General features: G+C 43.4%; 11 protein-coding genes, 3 rRNA genes, 1 riboswitch and 1 other annotated feature. Of the genes, 9 read left to right on the top strand and 5 right to left on the bottom strand.

The window, feature by feature from the left end; translation table 11 throughout:
- Positions 1-30: 30 nt before the first annotated feature.
- Positions 31-136, top strand: a riboswitch (SAM riboswitch).
- A gap of 206 nt (positions 137-342) precedes the next feature.
- Both metK and KFZ56_RS12885 read left to right on the top strand, forming a co-directional pair.
- Positions 343-1,554, top strand: a complete 1,212-nt coding sequence (gene metK / locus KFZ56_RS12890; RefSeq protein ID WP_222642325.1) for a methionine adenosyltransferase — start codon at positions 343-345, stop codon at positions 1,552-1,554.
- Positions 1,555-2,082: 528 nt separating this feature from the next.
- Positions 2,083-2,493, top strand: coding sequence for a DnaA N-terminal domain-containing protein (locus tag KFZ56_RS12885; protein ID WP_222642324.1), 411 nt, complete (start codon positions 2,083-2,085; stop codon positions 2,491-2,493).
- A 246-nt stretch (positions 2,494-2,739) separates the two neighbouring features.
- On the opposite strand, the gene KFZ56_RS12880 is transcribed toward KFZ56_RS12885, so the two are convergent.
- Positions 2,740-3,255, bottom strand: a complete 516-nt coding sequence (locus tag KFZ56_RS12880; protein ID WP_222642323.1) for a gamma carbonic anhydrase — start codon at positions 3,253-3,255, stop codon at positions 2,740-2,742.
- A gap of 71 nt (positions 3,256-3,326) precedes the next feature.
- Between KFZ56_RS12880 and KFZ56_RS12875 the strand changes: the two genes are divergently transcribed.
- Positions 3,327-4,391, top strand: a complete 1,065-nt coding sequence (locus KFZ56_RS12875) for a tetraprenyl-beta-curcumene synthase family protein (RefSeq protein ID WP_304956689.1) — start codon at positions 3,327-3,329, stop codon at positions 4,389-4,391.
- Between the two features lie 81 nt (positions 4,392-4,472).
- On the opposite strand, the gene mnmM is transcribed toward KFZ56_RS12875, so the two are convergent.
- A complete protein-coding gene (mnmM, locus tag KFZ56_RS12870; protein WP_222642322.1) occupies positions 4,473-5,033 on the bottom strand; it encodes a tRNA 5-(aminomethyl)-2-thiouridylate-methyltransferase MnmM in 561 nt (186 codons plus the stop codon).
- A gap of 107 nt (positions 5,034-5,140) precedes the next feature.
- Positions 5,141-5,356 (top strand) — a binding site (T-box leader).
- Positions 5,357-5,401: 45 nt separating this feature from the next.
- Here mnmM and leuS point away from each other — a divergent pair.
- Positions 5,402-7,816 carry a leucine--tRNA ligase gene (leuS, locus tag KFZ56_RS12865; RefSeq protein WP_222642321.1) on the top strand — a complete coding sequence of 805 codons (2,415 nt, stop codon included), beginning with the start codon at positions 5,402-5,404 and terminating at the stop codon, positions 7,814-7,816.
- 50 nt (positions 7,817-7,866) lie between these two features.
- On the opposite strand, the gene KFZ56_RS12860 is transcribed toward leuS, so the two are convergent.
- The gene (locus tag KFZ56_RS12860) at positions 7,867-8,613 is read right to left on the bottom strand and encodes a YybI family spore inner coat protein (protein ID WP_222642320.1); all 747 of its coding nucleotides are present in this window, start codon (positions 8,611-8,613) and stop codon (positions 7,867-7,869) included.
- 107 nt (positions 8,614-8,720) lie between these two features.
- On the opposite strand from KFZ56_RS12860, the gene KFZ56_RS12855 reads away from it, so the two are divergent.
- The 4 genes from KFZ56_RS12855 (at position 8,721) to rrf (ending at position 14,595) form a co-directional block, all read left to right on the top strand.
- On the top strand, positions 8,721-9,029 hold the full coding sequence (locus KFZ56_RS12855; RefSeq protein WP_222642319.1) for a rhodanese-like domain-containing protein: 309 nt from the start codon (positions 8,721-8,723) through the stop codon (positions 9,027-9,029).
- Between the two features lie 595 nt (positions 9,030-9,624).
- Positions 9,625-11,196: ribosomal RNA gene (locus tag KFZ56_RS12850) — 16S ribosomal RNA — on the top strand.
- A gap of 174 nt (positions 11,197-11,370) precedes the next feature.
- Positions 11,371-14,289 (top strand): 23S ribosomal RNA (locus KFZ56_RS12845).
- Between the two features lie 190 nt (positions 14,290-14,479).
- Positions 14,480-14,595: ribosomal RNA gene (gene rrf, locus KFZ56_RS12840) — 5S ribosomal RNA — on the top strand.
- The 16S, 23S and 5S rRNA genes sit together here, the layout of an rRNA operon.
- 723 nt (positions 14,596-15,318) lie before the next feature.
- Here rrf and KFZ56_RS12835 read toward each other — a convergent pair.
- Positions 15,319-15,507, bottom strand: coding sequence for a hypothetical protein (locus KFZ56_RS12835; protein WP_222642318.1), 189 nt, complete (start codon positions 15,505-15,507; stop codon positions 15,319-15,321).
- Between the two features lie 278 nt (positions 15,508-15,785).
- On the opposite strand from KFZ56_RS12835, the gene KFZ56_RS12830 reads away from it, so the two are divergent.
- Positions 15,786-16,343 (top strand): GNAT family N-acetyltransferase, encoded by a 558-nt coding sequence (locus tag KFZ56_RS12830; RefSeq protein ID WP_222642317.1) that lies wholly within the window; start codon positions 15,786-15,788, stop codon positions 16,341-16,343.
- Between the two features lie 244 nt (positions 16,344-16,587).
- On the opposite strand, the gene KFZ56_RS12825 is transcribed toward KFZ56_RS12830, so the two are convergent.
- Positions 16,588-17,838, bottom strand: coding sequence for a BaiN/RdsA family NAD(P)/FAD-dependent oxidoreductase (locus tag KFZ56_RS12825; protein ID WP_222642316.1), 1,251 nt, complete (start codon positions 17,836-17,838; stop codon positions 16,588-16,590).
- Positions 17,839-17,900 lie beyond the last annotated feature (62 nt).

Raw genomic sequence — 17,900 nt, 5'->3', positions numbered from 1 at the left:
TTTCGATAAGCTAAATTGCGAACGGATACTCTCTTATTCAGAGTTGGTGGAGGGACAGCCCCGATGAAACCCAGCAACCATCACTGCGGTGAAAAGGTGCTCACCTGATGCAAGGACACTCCTTGAACAATAAGAGCGAAAGGATACATACCCTTTCCTCATGATTGTAGGAAGGGCTTTTTTATAAGATAAGAAGGTAAAACCGCCACTTTGCGTGGCAACATTGAGCCACTCGTGATGCGCGGGCGCCCTGCGCCTTTGTTCGTTTGGTACTTTGAATAATAATATGCATAGAATGATAAACAGAGTTCCGTAACATCATTAAAGGGAGGATTTAGCCGTATGGCTGCAAATCGTCGTTTATTTACATCTGAATCTGTAACAGAAGGGCATCCGGATAAGATCTCTGATCAAGTGTCAGATGCGATTCTGGATGAAATATTAAAAAATGATCCACATGCACGTGTTGCTTGTGAGACAACAGTGACGACAGGACTTGTGTTAGTATCAGGAGAAATCACAACCAGTACGTATGCAGATATTCCGGCTATTGTTCGTCAAACGATTAAAGATATAGGGTATACGAGAGCAAAGTATGGATTTGATGCTGAAACTTGTGCGGTATTAACCGCAATCGATGAACAATCACCAGATATTGCAGGTGGCGTTGATACTGCACTAGAGGCACGCCAGGGGAAAATAAGTGAAGAAGAGATAGCTTCCATTGGTGCAGGAGACCAAGGGCTAATGTTTGGTTATGCATGTGATGAGACCGAGGAGCTAATGCCATTACCAATTTCTCTTGCACATAAGTTAGCTAAACGCCTGTCAGACATGAGAAAAGAAGAAGTTCTTGCCTATCTGCGCCCGGACGGAAAAACACAAGTAACCGTTGAATACGATGAAAAAGATAACCCAATTAAGGTGGATACGATTGTTATTTCAACACAACATCACCAAGACATTACAGGAGATCAAATTGAAAAAGATATCATTGAACATGTAATTCGCCCGGTTGTTCCTGGGCATTTATTGGATGAAACCACGAATTATTTCATCAATCCAACAGGGCGCTTTGTGATTGGAGGGCCTCAAGGGGACGCAGGATTAACAGGTCGTAAAATTATGGTAGACACATACGGTGGATACGCCCGTCATGGAGGAGGAGCATTCAGTGGGAAAGATGCAACGAAAGTAGATCGTTCGGCAGCATATGCAGCTCGTTATGTGGCCAAAAATATTGTTGCGGCTGACTTGGCTAAAACGTGTGAGGTACAGCTCGCCTATGCTATAGGTGTTGCGGAGCCCGTTTCTATTGCGGTCAATACATTTGGTACCGGCCTTGTCAGCGAAGAAAACTTCGTGGCAGCTATTCGGGAGATATTTGACTTACGACCTGCCGGGATTATTCGTATGCTTGACTTGCAAAAGCCAATTTTCAGAAGTACAGCTGCCTATGGCCATTTTGGCAGAACAGATATATATTTTCCTTGGGAAAAAACAGATAAGATTGCGGAATTAAAGGCATTGGCGGAAAAATATAACAACGTTTAGAATAATACCATACGGCTGTTGGGGCCGTATGGTATAACTTTTAGGTAAGGAACGAGGAATCTAGATACCATAATATAAGCGATTTTTAATTATCTTACTTTTTAGTATACTACAGTCAGAAATACACCTCGGAAAACCCCATATAAAACTATGAGGGAGGTGCTAATATACCCCTAGCTTCTGGTCAAGGAAAGCCTACAGATTATATCCGACATGACCAACTATTCAAGGAATGGATACTACAGGTGAAAATAGAATTCTTGAGGATGTTAGTGACAATGGAACTAGATCCCGCGAAACAACGGCTTATCAATGTTTTCTTGAAATATATTTAAAACTGAATGAAGAGGAGGAGACCGCATTGATGGATGAAATCAAATAAATGGCCGAAGCGGATAAAATTATGTAGATCCTAATTTCCTATGAGCAGAAGGGAATTGAGAGGGGGAAAGAAAGCGGTAAAAAGGAAAGTCTAGCATTATAGTAATAAAGTGTATAAAAACAGCCAAGTACAAGGGAGATTATGAAATGAAAAATGAAATTTATATTTGGAATGAGGTACTGGATTATATTAGGGAGCAAATTAGCCTGCCATCTTTTGATACTTGGATTAAAACTAGTAGGTTAAAGATTGAAAAAGATGGCTGGAATATAATTTTGTCAAATGAATTTGCTAAGGAATGGGTAGCGTCGAACTATCAATCTCTCATCAAGGATGCCATCTATGAAACAACAAATGAACTGCCCGAAGTAAAATTAATCGTTGAAGAAAAGCCTGTGAGGTCATTTCATGCAGGTAATAGAACAACCAGCCTATATAATCGAAACCGATCCGAGTATAGTGAATCTGTTCGTTTAGATCGCTTGGAAAAAGAAATAGAAAATATAAAAACAAAATTAGATAAAATTATGAATATGTTAGAACGCAATTCAAATTAAGAATGACGATAAATGAAAATGTGTCGATCATAAATGCTGAATCCGGAAATTTAGGTAGCGAACTCCACGACCGGGAGAGAAGCATTTCAAAACGGGAGACGGCCGTTTCAAATCGGGAGGGGAGGACTCCGAAACGGGAGGGGACCTCTTCAAACCGGGACATCCCCCGCTAAATCGGGAGTGAGGCACTCCGAAACGGGAGAGACTCACTCCAAACTGGAAGACAACCCGCACTAAGCCAACGCCCTATAAATCCGTATAATTCCTATAATACTGTCCTTTTTCTACATATGATTTTCTTATCCGCTCCATTTCAGTATAATCCTCTTCCGATAAATCACGTACAACTTTTGCGGGTCTACCCATCGCTAATGTGTATGCAGGGATCTTTTTCCCTGGAGGAACCAGACTTCCTGCACCAATAAATGCATGTTCCTCCACCTCAGCCCCGTCCAAAATAATTGACCCCATACCGACTAATGCGTTTTTACGGATGGTTGCGGAATGTAAAGTAACCTGATGGCCAATGGTTACATCATCTTCAATAATTAAGGGACTATTTGGACTTTGATGAAGCATGGATAGATCCTGAACACTAACTCTTTTTCCTATTCGTGTTGGTGCAACATCTCCGCGAATAACAGTTTTAAACCATATACTAGACGCTTCGTCAATGGTTACATCGCCATTTATCATCGCATCTTTTGCGATAAATGCTGTTTCATGAATGGAAGGGGTTATATGTTTATAATGGCTTATCATTTGAATCCTCCTAGGGTAGTATGGTGATATATATAGTATAACAAAAAGTTCCATGAATGGAGAGAATGACTTTGGCAAAGCGTATACCTACAACGGCAGTGTCTTTAATGAACGCTGTATATCGGAGAATTCTTCCAGCCGTGGATGAGGAATTGTCCCATTGGAAAAATCGCGCGATTCAAATCCCAAACGCGGAGCTTCGGACGCAGGCACTAGCAAGTATAGAAGCGAAAAGGTTCCACTGTCAGGGAGGAGCTGTGTATGCATTGCTTGCGGATCATAATGAGAGAGAAGCCATCCGCTTTATTGTGGCCTATCAAACGATAAGTGATTACTTAGATAACTTATGTGACCGGAGCACATCGATGGATCCAGAAGATTTTCGGTTATTACATGAGGCTATGCATGATGCTTTGACACCAGGAGATCCGATTAAAAATTATTATGAACGGCGGAATGAGCAACGAGATGGGGAATACTTGGCTGATCTTGTTCGGACATGTCAAAAAATGTTGCGAAAGCTTGATCATTATTCTGTCATAGAAGATTACGTGATGAAGTTAGAGGGATTATATGCTGATCTACAAGTGCATAAACATGTCAAAGTAGAAGAGCGAATTCCACGTCTAACAAGCTGGTATGACTGGTATAAAGCTTGTGCCCCCGGGTTAAGCTGGTATGAATTCTCCGCTGCTGCAGGGTCGACACTCGGAATTTTTTGCCTTGTTTCGTATGCACTTGGAGATAATATGAATGATAATCTAGCGCAGGAAATTTATACTGGGTATTTCCCATATATGCAGGGCCTACATATTTTACTGGATTATTATATTGATCAGCAGGAGGATATAGAGGAAGCAGATTTAAATTTTTGTAGCTATTATTCGAATGAGGAAATGATGAGAAAACGGCTGCATTATTTTATCGAACAGTCGGATAAACATATTGATGGCTTATCGAATCGTTCATTTCATAAAATGATCTATCAAGGTTTGGTTGGCTTGTATTTGGGCGACCCAAAGGTGAAAAAATTGGATAATGGAATTAGTATAACTAGGGACTTGTTGAGAGCAAGTGGCTATCAGGCTCGATTTTTCCATTGGAATACAAGGCTGTACTATAAATATAAACGATAAATATGCCCGGATAGTGATATGCTCTCTTTGATGTTGACAGGTTAAAAGAAGCATATCATAGGGCAGGAATCTGAGCGTTTTCTATTTTTTCTGGATGGCCAAAATAAAAGGGGGATCATTTTGTTGGTTAATGAATCCGTGTTGTAAAACAGTATATGCTTTTTGATTAAGGTGGGCGACATGTTTTAATAAACTGTCTTTTTCCTGTTTGCCTCCATCATGGCCATGGTATACTACAATGACGATAAGCCCGTCTTTTTTAAGATGGTGTAAACCCGTGTTGAGAGCAGTTATTGTGGACTCTCCTTTTGTGATAATAGATTTATCACTTCTGGGTAAATAACCGAGATTAAATATAGCCCCACCAACTTGTTCGTCTGCAGCTAGATAATTCGAAATGTTAGCATGGCTGTCATGAATAAGTGTCACATTGCTCCGGTCATTTTCGTTTAGTAACTGCTTTGTCTTTTTTATGGCTTGATCTTGAATATCAAAAGCAAGTACGTGACCGCTTTTACCAGTGATTTGACTTAAAAACAACGTGTCATTGCCATTTCCGCAAGTGGCATCAATAACGGTTTCCCCTTTTTGGATGGAAGCTTCCAATAGATCATGTGCAACGTTTAGTATTCCTTTTAGCATGTTTGAGATCTGCTCCTTACAAATGAGAATATGCTTATTTTACCAGATAAAGAAAGGAATTGCCTTGACAAAGCGCGCGTCATTCATTACTATTCTATATAAATAATGTAACGACTTTGCAAAGGATTAGTAATAGGTTACTTCAGGTATAGAGAGGCAATGGTTGGTGGAAATTGCCCCTGAAAAATGTATGAACTCACCTTTAATGTTGCAGGGATGAATTAGGTAGTTCCTGCCGTAAATCCACGTTAAGGATATAAGTGATCGCAGATATGCGTTAATTTGGGTGGTACCGCGGGAGATATAAGCTTCTCGTCCCTTTCTAGGGATGAGTGGTTTTTTTTATGATAACAAAGGAGGACGCTGGAATGAGTTTTAATCATCAAGAAATCGAAAACAAATGGCAAGCGTATTGGGAAGAAAATAAAACATTTAAAACAGATACGTATTCGAAAAAAACGAAGGTATATGCACTGGATATGTTTCCATACCCATCTGGAGCTGGTCTGCATGTGGGACATCCGGAAGGGTATACGGCAACAGATATTTTTTCCCGAATGAAGCGTATGCAAGGTTTTGAGGTGTTGCACCCCATGGGTTGGGATGCTTTCGGGCTTCCTGCCGAGCAATATGCGATTGATACTGGGAACAGCCCCGCGGCATTCACGGAGCAAAACATAGCAACATTTAAGCGACAAATTCAAGAACTTGGTTTTTCCTATGATTGGGATCGCGAAATAAGTACAACAGATCCAAATTACTATAAGTGGACACAATGGATTTTCACCAAATTATATGAAAAAGGGTTAGCCTATATGGACGAAGTAGCGGTTAATTGGTGTCCAGCGCTTGGCACGGTACTTGCCAATGAAGAAGTGATTGATGGAAAAAGTGAGCGTGGCGGACATCCGGTTGTTCGTAAGCCGATGAAACAGTGGATGTTAAAAATCACTGCATATGCCGATCGTTTGCTGAAAGATCTGGAAGAAGTCGATTGGCCGGAGAGCATTAAAGATATGCAGCGAAACTGGATCGGTCGTTCAGAAGGAGCTGAAGTGACGTTTACCATTGATGGATATCATGAGGAATTTACAGTATTTACAACACGACCAGATACATTATTCGGTGCAAGCTATGCCGTATTAGCGCCAGAGCATCCATTTGTAGAAAAAATAGTGAGCCAGGAACAGAAAGAAGCCGTTGATGCCTATTTGGATCAAGTCCAAACCAAATCTGATCTGGAACGTACAGATCTTGCCAAAGATAAAACAGGCGTATTTACGGGGGCGTATGCGATTAACCCGGTCAATAAATCAAAAATACCGATTTGGATTGCTGATTATGTACTGATGAGTTATGGATCTGGAGCAATTATGGCCGTTCCAGCTCATGATGAACGGGATTATGAATTCGCTACGAAGTTTGAGCTTCCGATTTTAGAAGTTGTTGCAGGTGGAGACATTTCCAAAGAAGCATATGTTGATGATGGAGAGCATGTTAACTCTGGTTTCATCAATGGGTTGTATACCGATGATGCCATAGTAAAAATGATTGAATGGCTCGAAGCAAATAAACATGGGGAAAGGAAAGTTACGTATCGGTTGCGTGATTGGTTATTTGCCAGACAACGTTATTGGGGTGAGCCCATCCCAATTATTCATTGGGAGGATGGAACAACTTCAGCTATTCCAGAAGAGGAGCTTCCACTAGAGCTACCTGTCATGTCAGAGATAAAACCATCTGGGACAGGGGAATCTCCACTTGCCAATAATAAGGACTGGGTTAATGTGACAGATCCAAACACGGGGATGAAAGGACGCCGGGAAACAAGTACAATGCCACAATGGGCCGGGAGCTGCTGGTATTTCTTAAGATTTATTGACCCGCATAATACAGAGCAACTGGCCGATCCGAAAGCAATGGAAGAATGGCTTCCAATTGATATCTACATTGGCGGTGCAGAACATGCTGTACTCCATTTACTATATGCACGTTTTTGGCATAAATTCTTGTATGATATTGGCGTTGTGCCAACGAAAGAACCATTTATGAAATTGTATAATCAAGGCATGATACTCGGTGAAGGCAATGAAAAAATGAGTAAATCCAAGGGAAATGTTGTGAATCCGGATGATATCATTGCTTCTCATGGTGCAGATACACTGCGCCTCTATGAAATGTTTATGGGGCCACTTGATGCTGCAGTTGCCTGGTCAACAAATGGACTTGATGGTGCAAGGCGTTTTCTTGATCGTGTATGGCGCATGATTATAAATGACGATGGTACACTTGTTGATAAAGTAGTGGAGGGGAGTAATCCATCTTTAGATAAAGTGTATAATGAAACAGTGAAAAAGGTAACAGAGGACTTTGAAAATCTGCATTTCAATACAGGTATTTCACAAATGATGATTTTCGTAAATGAAGGAAATAAAGTAGACGTACTTCCAAAGAATTATATAGAAGGTTTTGTTAAGATGCTGTCTCCAGTTGCACCACATATTTCCGAAGAATTGTGGTCTCGTCTTGGAAATCCGGGAACGATTAGCTACGAGCCTTGGCCAACCTTTGATGAATCGAAATTGGTAGAAGATGAAGTTGAAATCGCCGTACAAATTATGGGTAAAGTCCGATCCAAAATAAATGTAGCCAAAGATATCACCAAAGATGAACTGGAAAAGCAAGCACTTGCAGACGAAAAAATTCAAGAGCTAACCGATGGAACAACAATCCGAAAAGTAATTGTTGTTCCCGGAAAACTGGTAAATATTGTAGCAAACTAAATGGGAAAAGGATTTCTTCTTACTTAATAAGAGGAGATCCTTTTTTCATTCTATTTTGATGGCACCCATTCGGTCTGTAAAATAATCCATTCATCATTTTCGTAATACCATAGCGTCTCCACCGTTCCTAGTTGATCCGCATGGTAAGCACCACTGATTTGTTGATAACTTTTTAAGCCATACCCTTTACTTTTACTTAGCAAAACAGGCTCGAAAAAGGCGATTGGATCTATCATGACCGAAGTAGCCTCCAGTAACCTTCCTTCATCATCGTAAATGTCAAGTTGTATATATTCTTCTGATCGATCACGAACATCTACAATATATGGTTCACTATCTGGAGAGAGCTGGATCTCAATTTTAAAGTCATCCATAAATTTTCCTCTAAGATGTAGCTGTTCAGGTAATGGAATCTCTTTTACCTTTTCATTTTTTAGTGTATGCAGCTGGTAATTATACAGCCCACCACTTCCGCCGGTAGCACTTTGGTAAAAAATATCCTGCACCTCATCATGATTTAAATCAATAAATTGAATGGCCGGATCATATCCACCTTCATACGTAATTGTCCACTGTTCGTCATGTACACTTGTGATATCAATCCATACTTCTCGATAATAATTCGTGTCACTGGAAAATAAAATTCCTTTTAATTCGATAATCTCGCTTTGGCCATCACCTGTGACATCTGCTTCATAGGTTTCGATAAGGACAGGCTCTGTATTACTTTCAGCTCCCACTGCGTTTGGATGCATGATGAATAACAGGAATAAAGTGAAGTAGATAACAAATTTCATGATAAACGCTCCTCTTGTTTAGTACTTGTTATTTTGTGTTAGAAGGTTGCATACTATTCTTTTAAAAAGTATGATTGATGTAAACAGATAATAAGGATGGTTTATATATGGGACATATAAATGAGATCATACCAAATGAATTGGAAAATCGTATGAAAAAGGAAAATGATTTAGTTGTGATCGATGTACGAGAAGATGAAGAAGTTGCTCAGGGAATGATTGATAATGCAAAACATATTCCATTAGCTAAAATTCCTGAGTTAAAGGATGATTTAGATCAAAGTAAACATTATGTTTTTGTATGCAGATCAGGGAGAAGAAGTATGAAAGCAGCCTCTTTTATGGATGAACAAGGTTATCGGGTTTCAAATATGGCTGGAGGCATGCTTAAATGGGAAGGGGAAGTTGTTGTATAATCGTTTTATCCTAGAAAAAATAAAATTATCGTAAAAAATACTGTTGACATGCTGATAATGTGATTGTATTATGGATCTTGCTGTCTGAAACACACCTATTGTTTTGTACATGTAGGCTAAGGCACTTATTCGTAGAAAATCTATAGTATCGCGTTATTGACAAGCATTCATGAAAATGCTATAATAACTTTCCATTAGTTAAGGAAATGTCGAATTTCATATTTTTATTCACACTTTATGTTTTGACGTTTTCTAATAAATGGTGAGCTTTTAAACGAAGAACAAAAAGTTATTGACTTTCGTGAGTTGGATTTGGTATAATTAAAAAGTTGCAAATTTAACGCAACATATGCATTTGCTCTTTGAAAACTGAACAAAACAACCAGTATGTCAAACAGATGGTAGAGGAAAGAAATCACGAAGTCCGATGGTTCATCTGGACGGTCGATTTCACCCCTTGAAACCATGTGAAAAGCGAAGATATATCATTGATCGGTGTCAATGATAGACAAACTTCATTATTTTATGGCAAATACGAACGAGTTCTTATTTGCACAAGTACAACTACACTTTTGAAAGAACCAAAAGTGAGTTTTCTATGAAGAGTTTGATCTTGGCTCAGGACGAACGCTGGCGGCGTGCCTAATACATGCAAGTCGAGCGCGGGAAGCAGGCAATAACCCTTCGGGGTTTGCGCTTGTGGAACGAGCGGCGGACGGGTGAGTAACACGTGGGCAACCTACCTGAGAGACGGGGATAACTCGCGGAAACGCGAGCTAATACCGGATAACACTTTTGATTACCTAATGAGAAGTTGAAAGGCGGCTTTTATGCTGCCACTTTCAGATGGGCCCGCGGCGCATTAGCTAGTTGGTGAGATAAGAGCTCACCAAGGCGACGATGCGTAGCCGACCTGAGAGGGTGATCGGCCACACTGGGACTGAGACACGGCCCAGACTCCTACGGGAGGCAGCAGTAGGGAATCATCCGCAATGGACGAAAGTCTGACGGTGCAACGCCGCGTGAGTGATGAAGGTTTTCGAATCGTAAAACTCTGTTGTTAGGGAAGAACAAGTATCGTTTGAATAAGGCGGTACCTTGACGGTACCTAACCAGAAAGCCCCGGCTAACTACGTGCCAGCAGCCGCGGTAATACGTAGGGGGCAAGCGTTGTCCGGAATTATTGGGCGTAAAGCGCTCGCAGGCGGTCTTTTAAGTCTGATGTGAAATCTTGCGGCTCAACCGTGAGCGGTCATTGGAAACTGGAGGACTTGAGTACAGAAGAGGAGAGTGGAATTCCACGTGTAGCGGTGAAATGCGTAGAGATGTGGAGGAACACCAGTGGCGAAGGCGACTCTCTGGTCTGTAACTGACGCTGAGGAGCGAAAGCGTGGGGAGCGAACAGGATTAGATACCCTGGTAGTCCACGCCGTAAACGATGAGTGCTAGGTGTTAGGGGGTTTCCGCCCCTTCGTGCTGAAGTTAACGCATTAAGCACTCCGCCTGGGGAGTACGGCCGCAAGGCTGAAACTCAAAAGAATTGACGGGGGCCCGCACAAGCGGTGGAGCATGTGGTTTAATTCGAAGCAACGCGAAGAACCTTACCAGGTCTTGACATCCTCTGCGATCGGTAGAGATACCGAGTTCCCTTCGGGGACAGAGTGACAGGTGGTGCATGGTTGTCGTCAGCTCGTGTCGTGAGATGTTGGGTTAAGTCCCGTAACGAGCGCAACCCTTGAGATTAGTTGCCAGCATTGAGTTGGGCACTCTAATTTGACTGCCGGTGACAAACCGGAGGAAGGTGGGGATGACGTCAAATCATCATGCCCCTTATGACCTGGGCTACACACGTGCTACAATGGATGGAACAAAGGGCAGCGAAGCGGCAACGCTAAGCAAATCCCATAAAACCATTCTCAGTTCGGATTGCAGGCTGCAACTCGCCTGCATGAAGCCGGAATCGCTAGTAATCGCGGATCAGCATGCCGCGGTGAATACGTTCCCGGGCCTTGTACACACCGCCCGTCACACCACGAGAGTTAGCAACACCCGAAGTCGGTGAGGTAACACGCTTTGCGTGAGCCAGCCGCCGAAGGTGGGGCCAATGATTGGGGTGAAGTCGTAACAAGGTAGCCGTATCGGAAGGTGCGGCTGGATCACCTCCTTTCTAAGGATAGAAACGGAAACGCCGAGCGATCTATTTCAGATCTTTTGGTGGAGACATACGTGGTTGTTTGGTTCAGTTTTGAGAGAGCAAATCTCTCTATTTGTACCTTGAAAACTAAATAAGAGTACGAACGACATCAAAACATGAATGTGCTTTTGAAACAAAGCAAGATTTAGTTAAGTGAACAAGAGCGCACGGTGGATGCCTAGGTACGAGGAGCCGAAGAAGGACGGGACTAACGCCGATATGTCCCGGGGAGTTGTAAGTAAACGTTGATCCGGGAATTTCCGAATGGGGAAACCCCCTGTTCGTAATGGAACAGGACGTCTATCTGAATACATAGGATAGATGAGGCACACCCGGGGAACTGAAACATCTCAGTACCCGGAGGAACAGAAAGCAAAAGCGATTTCCCAAGTAGCGGCGAGCGAAACGGAATCAGCCCAAACCGAAAAGCTTGCTTTTCGGGGTTGTAGGACACTCCTACGGAGTTACCAAAAAGTGCTTTAGATGAATCGATCTGGAACGATCAGCCATAGGAGGTAAGAGCCCTGTAATCGAAAGAGCATTTTCTCCGGAGTGTATCCTGAGTACGGCGGAACACGAGAAATTCCGTCGGAATCCGGGAGGACCATCTCCCAAGGCTAAATACTCCCTCGTGACCGATAGTGAACCAGTACCGTGAGGGAAAGGTGAAAAGTACCCCGGAAGGGGAGTGAAAGAGAACCTGAAACCGTGCGCTTACAAGTAGTCGAAGCCCGTTAATGGGTGACGGCGTACCTTTTGTAGAATGGACCGGCGAGTTACGATCCCATGCGAGGTTAAGTGGAAGACACGGAGCCGCAGCGAAAGCGAGTCTGAACAGGGCGTATGCGAGTATGTGGTCGTAGACCCGAAACCGTGTGATCTACCCATGTCCAGGGTGAAGGTCAGGTAACACTGACTGGAGGCCCGAACCCACGTATGTTGAAAAATGCGGGGATGAGGTGTGGGTAGGGGTGAAATGCCAATCGAACACGGAGATAGCTGGTTCTCTCCGAAATAGCTTTAGGGCTAGCCTCAAGGGATGAGTACTGGAGGTAGAGCACTGATTGGACGAGGGGCCCTCACCGGGTTACCGAATTCAGTCAAACTCCGAATGCCAGTTACTTGACCTTGGGAGTCAGACTATGGGTGATAAGGTTCATAGTCGAAAGGGAAACAGCCCAGACCGCCAGCTAAGGTCCCTAAGTATACGTTAAGTGGAAAAGGATGTGGCGTTGCTCAGACAACCAGGATGTTGGCTTAGAAGCAGCCATCATTGAAAGAGTGCGTAATAGCTCACTGGTCGAGTGACGCTGCGCCGAAAATGTACCGGGGCTAAACGTATCACCGAAGCTGCGGATTGTTCTTCGAACAATGGTAGGAGAGCGTTCCAAGTGCTGGGAAGTCAGACCGTGAGGACTGGTGGAGCGCTTGGAAGTGAGAATGCCGGTATGAGTAGCGAAAAAAGAGTGAGAATCTCTTTCACCGAAAGCCTAAGGTTTCCTGAGGAAGGCTCGTCCTCTCAGGGTTAGTCGGGACCTAAGCCGAGGCCGAAAGGCGTAGGCGATGGCCAACAGGTAGATATTCCTGTACCACCTCATGACTGTTAGAATGATGGGGGGACGCAGGAGGATAAGGAAAGCGCACCGATGGAATGGTGCGCCCAAGCAGGGAGCGAGTTGGATAGGCAAACCCGTCCAACGCTAACGTGACTTGTGATGGGGAGGGAAATAAAGTACCGAAGTTCCTGATTTCACACTGCCAAGAAAAGCCTCTAGTGAGGTCATAGGTGCCCGTACCGCAAACCGACACAGGTAGGCGAGGAGAGAATCCTAAGGTGAGCGGGAGAACTCTCGTTAAGGAACTCGGCAAAATGACCCCGTAACTTCGGGAGAAGGGGTGCTCACGAGTAGTGAGCCGCAGTGAATAGGCCCAAGCGACTGTTTATCAAAAACACAGGTCTCTGCGAAGCCGCAAGGCGAAGTATAGGGGCTGACACCTGCCCGGTGCTGGAAGGTTAAGGGGAAACGTTAGCTTTTGGGCGAAGCGTAGAACCGAAGCCCCAGTAAACGGCGGCCGTAACTATAACGGTCCTAAGGTAGCGAAATTCCTTGTCGGGTAAGTTCCGACCCGCACGAAAGGTGCAACGACTTGGGCACTGTCTCAACGAGAGACCCGGTGAAATTATACTATGCGTGAAGATGCGCATTACCCGCGACAGGACGGAAAGACCCCGTGGAGCTTTACTGTAGCCTGATATTGAATGTTCGTGCAGCTTGTACAGGATAGGTGGGAGCCTTAGAATCGTGAGCGCTAGCTTACGAGGAGGCACCCGTGGGATACCACCCTGGCTGCACGCACCTTCTAACCCAGAACCGTGATCCGGTTCGGAGACAGTGTCAGGTAGGCAGTTTGACTGGGGCGGTCGCCTCCTAAAGTGTAACGGAGGCGCCCAAAGGTTCCCTCAGAATGGTTGGAAATCATTCGTAGCGTGTAAAGGCAGAAGGGAGCTTGACTGCGAGACCTACAAGTCGAGCAGGGACGAAAGTCGGGCTTAGTGATCCGGTGGTTCCGTATGGAAGGGCCATCGCTCAACGGATAAAAGCTACCCCGGGGATAACAGGCTTATCTCCCCCAAGAGTTCACATCGACGGGGAGGTTTGGCACCTCGATGTCGGCTCATCGCATCCTGGGGCTGTAGTCGGTCCCAAGGGTTGGGCTGTTCGCCCATTAAAGCGGTACGCGAGCTGGGTTCAGAACGTCGTGAGACAGTTCGGTCCCTATCCGTCGTGGGCGTTGGAAGTTTGAGAGGAGCTGTCCTTAGTACGAGAGGACCGGGATGGACACACCGCTGGTGTACCAGTTGTTCCGCCAGGAGCATGGCTGGGTAGCTACGTGTGGCACGGATAAGTGCTGAAAGCATCTAAGCATGAAGCCACCCTCTAGATGAGACTTCCCATCACATCAAGTGAGTAAGATCCCTCAGAGACGATGAGGTAGATAGGTTCGAGGTGGAAGCGTGGTGACACGTGCAGCTGACGAATACTAATCGATCGAGGACTTAACTAAATGGCTTTTAGATGTACGTTACGAACACTCTTATTTAGTTTTTAGGGTATAAATTCATACATATTTATGAAAAATACTTGATTTTTTTCTGGAAACCATTATAATATTGGTTGTCACTAAATTTAATAAAGAAGTTCTGTTCAAATGGTTCATGCTTTGCAACGACACAGAACCACTTAAGGACATTAGGTCTGGTAGTTATAGCGGAGAGGTCACACCTGTTCCCATGCCGAACACAGAAGTTAAGCTCTCCAGCGCCGATGGTAGTTGGGGCTTTGCCCCTGCAAGAGTAGGACGCCGCCAGGCTTACGAAAAGAGCTGGAATGTAGCAAATCGCATTCCAGCTCTTTTCTGTATGGAAAATATAGTGTATATTATCACCAACGATGTTTGCCTCTATCATAAATGTCGTGGTTTTCCCGTGTTCAGCAGAATATAAAACATGCACGCTAATTGATATTCTAAAGTTGGGACACAACAAAAAGGCAAAAGAGAGAGAACACGTGCAGAATCTCGTAGAACGACCGTTTGAGAAGGCTTACAGGTCACCGCGAAAAAGTGTAGGGTATGCCAAGCTGCGGTGGTACGGGCAACAAAAAGGCAAAAACAGCTTCAGAACAAAGGCGCAAGCGCCCGGGTAGCAACGTACAAACTGGAGCACTCTGTAATGAGATAAAGGAAACATGCCCCCTGCATCAGGGGTATGCCGACGTTGGCCGGCAAGGCCGTTCTTAGTTGGCCTTCCTTTGTCAAGTGAGCCGATGTTGACTTATCGTAGTGGAGGAGTGTGAAGTTTGCTAGTTGCTGGGCGCTGGAGCCGGACGTGGCTTACGCTATTCGTAAGATTAGTACCACCCAAATTCTATACTTTCTTATCTTTTCAAAAAGAGGATGGCGTTCATTCGTCACCACTACATTTGACAGAGAACCTGATTGACTTGTTGCACTTGATAACTGAACGGTGTCATTTGAGTAGCCTTTCGTATGTAGAAAAACGCATCTATGATAGATGCGCTTTTTCACTGTCTGTTAGCTCATGTCGAGTTGCTGCGGATTACTTCCTCTTCCACTTTGATTCCCATTCATTTGAGCTACAACCGGAATCATTTTTTGCATGGCTTGTCCAAAATTTTGGTTATTTTTGGTCATTGCATAATAAGTTGCCGCTCCCATGCCGACCGAGGCAACTAACGGTAACCACATTCCGTTCATTTGCATACAAATCAACCCTTTCTCTAGTGCTTCCAGACAGTATTAGGATGATACAAACGTTTGGATTCATACAAGGGATCATCTACCAATATCATGAGGTGTTTCCGTGCACCATAATCTGGAAGTATCTACATGAGATCTCTGTAAAAAGCGCTTATACATGGATATAGATGATATCCGGCAGTAATCAACGATCTATCGTCGTTACCATTGGCCCGTACATATGTATGTGCTCATGGTCACATGTGTGAATCGAAATAAATGCGAGGAGAGGAAGACGATCAATGATATATATAGAAACAGCAAGATTGCAATTACGTGATTGGAAAGCAACAGATATAGATCCATTTGTTCGATTAAATGCGGATGAGCAAGTGATGAGATATTTTCCTAAAACGTTATTGCCCGAAGAAACCTATGCGTTGTATAAAACCATTAGAACAGCGTTTCATGAATATGGATTTGGCTTATATGCGGTAGAAGAAAAGCAAAGCGGGGCATTTATTGGTTTTATCGGATTTCAACATGCACAATTTGAGGCAGACTTTACACCGTGTATAGAAATAGGATGGCGATTGAAAAAAGAAGTTTGGGGCAAAGGCTATGCAACAGAAGGGGCAACAGCCTGCTTGCAATATGGTTTTACAGCATTAAATTTGCAGGATGTTTATAGCTTTACGGCCGAAGTCAATGCCCCGTCGAAAAGCGTAATGCAAAAAATAGGAATGAACTTTATGAAAACATTCGAGCACCCAAACGTTCATCAAGATAGTTGGTTACGTCAGCATGTGCTATTTCATGCTTCCCGTCGCTCGTTTACGTTAAGCAATGAACAGGTATAAGGGTGTGATTTAGGTGAGTTCAGATGAGGGAAATAGGAGAGCGTAACCCAGGTACATTAACGGCATTTTAAGGACTTTATATCGCAATGTAACTAGCTGTAGGACTCCCCTTTATTTCGAAATAGGGGAAGGTTCGGCGTAATAGCCCGATGCGTTCAGCGCTCCTACGAAAGGAACCTCCCCTTTCTAACAGCCGCATTTTTCAAAAGGGAAATGCGGCTTGACGGACTATTATAAGCTTTGTTCAATGATGGCTTGCATGCATCCCTGCGACTCGGCCGGTAACGAGGGCTGATGTAATATTGTATCCGCCGGTATACCCATGGATATCCAAAATTTCTCCGGAAAAATAAAGCCCCGGCATGAATTTAGATTGCATGGTGTTTGGAACAATTTCTTTGATGGATACACCCCCTCCAGTTACGAACGCTTTATCAAGTGGGAGGGAACCATGCACGGAAAATGTAAAATGTTTAATGGAATGAATAATAAGGCGGACTGTCTCTTTGGAAATGGTTGCCGCTTTTTGTTCTTCATGAATATTATTTATTGATAATATATAATCTAAAAAACGTTCTGGAACGATTCCTTTCATGATATTTTTAATTGCTTTTCTGGGGCTTTTCTCTATTAATTGATGTATTCTTTTGTACAATGTATCTTCTGGCTCATTTGGCAATACATCTAAGGCCATTGGAACGTTATGGGCTCCTTTCATAAGTTCTTTCACAACAAATTGTGAGGTACGTAATACGGCAGGGCCGGATATTCCAAAATGGGTAAAAATCATGTCCATTTGATGAGTAATAATGGGTTTATTCTTTTTATTTAAGACGGTTAAAGCGACATCTCTTAGTGACAATCCTTGTAGGCTCTTATTTATGATAAAGCTTTCTTCAGATGTAAGGGCTACTTCGGTCGGATATAGTTTAGTTATTGTATGGCCTGCTTTTTGCGCCCAGGCGTAACCGTCCCCCGTTGATCCGGTATGTGGGACTGCTTTGCCTCCAACTGCAATAACAATGGCTTTCGTAGTGATCTCTTCTGAAGTATTTAACGTTATCGTATGTCCGGTTTCGTCGTAATTCACTGTTTTCACAGTGGTATTTAAATGTACGTCTACCTTATATTCATCTAATTGATTGATTAATGCGTTAACAACTGTTTTGGCAGAATTGGATGCAGGGAACATTCTTCCATGGTCTTCTTCCTTCAATGCAACACCTAAGTTTTCAAAGTAATCGATGATATCATAGTTATTAAATACAGAAAATGGACTATATAAAAATTTCCCATTACCTGGTATATGTCGGATGACTTCTTCTTGCGGAAGGCGATTTGTTACATTGCATCGACCACCCCCGGAGATAGCCAGTTTTTTCCCTAATTTTCTCCCTTTTTCTATTAACATGGTGTTTCTCCCGCGCTCTGCAGCAGCGATAGCGGCCATTAGACCGGATGGTCCCCCACCTATAACGACTACATCATAGTTCAAATTTCTTCAGTCCTTTCATATGTATCTTATCATTATCTATCGGAAAATCCCATTAATAATTT

It is taken from the genome of Virgibacillus sp. NKC19-3 (genome assembly GCF_019837165.1).
In the GTDB taxonomy this organism is placed as follows: Bacteria; Bacillota; Bacilli; order Bacillales; family Amphibacillaceae; genus Virgibacillus_L; species Virgibacillus_L saliphilus.
This window is presented reverse-complemented; position numbering and strand designations above follow the sequence as displayed.

Coding starts and splice junctions, on each gene's coding strand:
- metK (WP_222642325.1), top strand. CDS start 343: ATGGCTGCAAATCGTCGTTTATTTACATCTGAATCTGTAACAGAAGGG.
- KFZ56_RS12885 (WP_222642324.1), top strand. CDS start 2,083: ATGAAAAATGAAATTTATATTTGGAATGAGGTACTGGATTATATTAGG.
- KFZ56_RS12880 (WP_222642323.1), bottom strand. CDS start 3,255: ATGATAAGCCATTATAAACATATAACCCCTTCCATTCATGAAACAGCA.
- mnmM (WP_222642322.1), bottom strand. CDS start 5,033: ATGCTAAAAGGAATACTAAACGTTGCACATGATCTATTGGAAGCTTCC.
- leuS (WP_222642321.1), top strand. CDS start 5,402: ATGAGTTTTAATCATCAAGAAATCGAAAACAAATGGCAAGCGTATTGG.
- KFZ56_RS12860 (WP_222642320.1), bottom strand. CDS start 8,613: ATGAAATTTGTTATCTACTTCACTTTATTCCTGTTATTCATCATGCAT.
- KFZ56_RS12855 (WP_222642319.1), top strand. CDS start 8,721: ATGGGACATATAAATGAGATCATACCAAATGAATTGGAAAATCGTATG.
- KFZ56_RS12835 (WP_222642318.1), bottom strand. CDS start 15,507: ATGCAAATGAACGGAATGTGGTTACCGTTAGTTGCCTCGGTCGGCATG.
- KFZ56_RS12830 (WP_222642317.1), top strand. CDS start 15,786: ATGATATATATAGAAACAGCAAGATTGCAATTACGTGATTGGAAAGCA.